General features: G+C 62.8%; 4 protein-coding genes. 3 read left to right on the top strand and 1 reads right to left on the bottom strand.

The window, feature by feature from the left end:
- On the bottom strand, window positions 1–552 hold a 552-nt coding region (locus A5699_RS15230; protein ID WP_197508297.1), incomplete at its 3' end, for a potassium-transporting ATPase subunit KdpA.
- A gap of 238 nt (window positions 553–790) precedes the next feature.
- Here A5699_RS15230 and A5699_RS29190 point away from each other — a divergent pair.
- The 3 genes from A5699_RS29190 to A5699_RS15220 all read left to right on the top strand — a co-directional run.
- Window positions 791–886, top strand: coding sequence for a potassium-transporting ATPase (locus A5699_RS29190; protein WP_229481739.1), 96 nt, complete (start codon window positions 791–793; stop codon window positions 884–886).
- A complete protein-coding gene (locus A5699_RS29185) occupies window positions 883–972 on the top strand; it encodes a potassium-transporting ATPase subunit F (RefSeq protein ID WP_157561277.1) in 90 nt (29 codons plus the stop codon). Before A5699_RS29190 ends, A5699_RS29185 begins: the two co-directional genes overlap by 4 nt.
- Window positions 972–1,558 (top strand): potassium-transporting ATPase subunit KdpA (locus tag A5699_RS15220; protein WP_197508296.1); only part of this gene is annotated, 587 nt, incomplete at its 3' end. The genes A5699_RS29185 and A5699_RS15220, both read left to right, overlap by 1 nt.

The following is a 1,558-nucleotide window of genomic DNA, read 5'->3' as shown; positions in this document are numbered from 1 at the left end:
GCGCACCAGATCCACCCAGAAGTTGCCGATCTGCTGGTTCTGATACTGTGCCAGCCCGCGGATCAACACCACGGCGACGCACATGCCGACCGCGAGGCTCGCGAAGGCCTGTACGCCCAGGCCGGCCACCAGACCGACGTGCCCGAGGGTCGCCTCGCCCGCATAGTTTTGCCAACTGGTATTGGTCGTAAATGAAATTGCGGTATTGAACGCTAATGCCGGCGTCATACCTTTCCGGCCCCACGGCTCCGGCAAATACGTCTGCAAAAGCAGAAGTCCGTACAGCAGCAGAACGCTGACGACCGAAAACGCCAGCACCGCCCTCAGATAGCCGGTCCAACGCTGCTGGCCGCCGACCTGCACCCCGACCAGTCGGTGAATCACCCGCTCCACCGCCCAGTCAGTGCGCGAGGTGTAGACCGCCGCCATGTAATTCCCCAGCGGGACATGCAGAAATAGGACGATGACTGCGATGGCGGCCAGCTGGCCGAAGGCCGTCGTACCCCACAACGATGGATTGTCGATGACTCCAGCTCCTTCACGCGGCGACATTCGCGGCACACGTTAGGAACACCTGTCGGCGGAATGCGACGACGGTTACACATTTCGTACGGCGCAACCGGGCGCTGTTGACAGCATCTTTACGCCGGCAACGCGGGCCGGCACGGCCTCCGGGAAAGAACCCGTAAAGGTCGGGCAGCCGAGCGTAAAGAAGACATAAAGATCGTCGCCGACCGCCCGCAGCAGACGCACCCTTGATCGGTCGCCGAGAGCCGGCGGCCGTAAACGTGTGGGAGAACCCATGTCCGTTGTGGTGTTCATCGTGCTGACAGTGGCGATCTTCGCGCTGCTGGGCCTGGTGCAGAAGTTGGTCGAGGGACTGTGAGCTACGAAAACGTCATCGGCCTGGGCCTGGCGGTCCTCATTGCGCTGTTTCTCTTCGCGGCGCTGCTGTTTCCGGAGAGGTTCTAGTGACTACGACAACCGCGGGGATCGTTTTCCTCGTCGTCCTTATCGTGGCGGTGGCAGCTGTCCACGTACCACTCGGCGATTACATGTACCGCGTCTACACGACCGAGAAGCATTCGCGGGTAGAGCGATTCATCTACCGAACCATCGGTGCCGACCCGAAGGCCGAGCAGTCCTGGGGCGCCTATGCCCGCAGCGTGCTGGCGTTCTCCGCGGTCAGCATCGTGTTCCTGTTCACCTTGCAACTGGTACAGGGCAAGTTGCCGTTGCACCTCAACGATCCGGCCACCCCGATGACACCGGCCCTGGCCTGGAACACCGCCATCAGCTTCGTGACCAACACGAACTGGCAGGCCTACTCGGGTGAATCCACCCAGGGCCACCTGGTGCAGATGGCCGGGCTGGCCGTGCAGAACTTCGTCTCGGCCGCCGTGGGCATGGCCGTGGCCATGGCCTTCGTCCGTGGCCTGGTCCGGCGCAACACCGGCGACCTCGGCAATTTCTGGGTAGACCTGGTGCGCGGCAGTCTCCGTATCCTGCTGCCCATTTCGATCGTCGGCGCGCTGATCCTGGTCGGCGGTGGGGCCAT

The sequence above is a fragment of the Mycobacterium sp. E802 genome (genome assembly GCF_001666875.1).
In the GTDB taxonomy this organism is placed as follows: Bacteria; Actinomycetota; Actinomycetes; order Mycobacteriales; family Mycobacteriaceae; genus Mycobacterium.
Note: the sequence above shows the minus strand (reverse complement) of the source record. Positions and strands in the feature narration are given on the sequence as shown.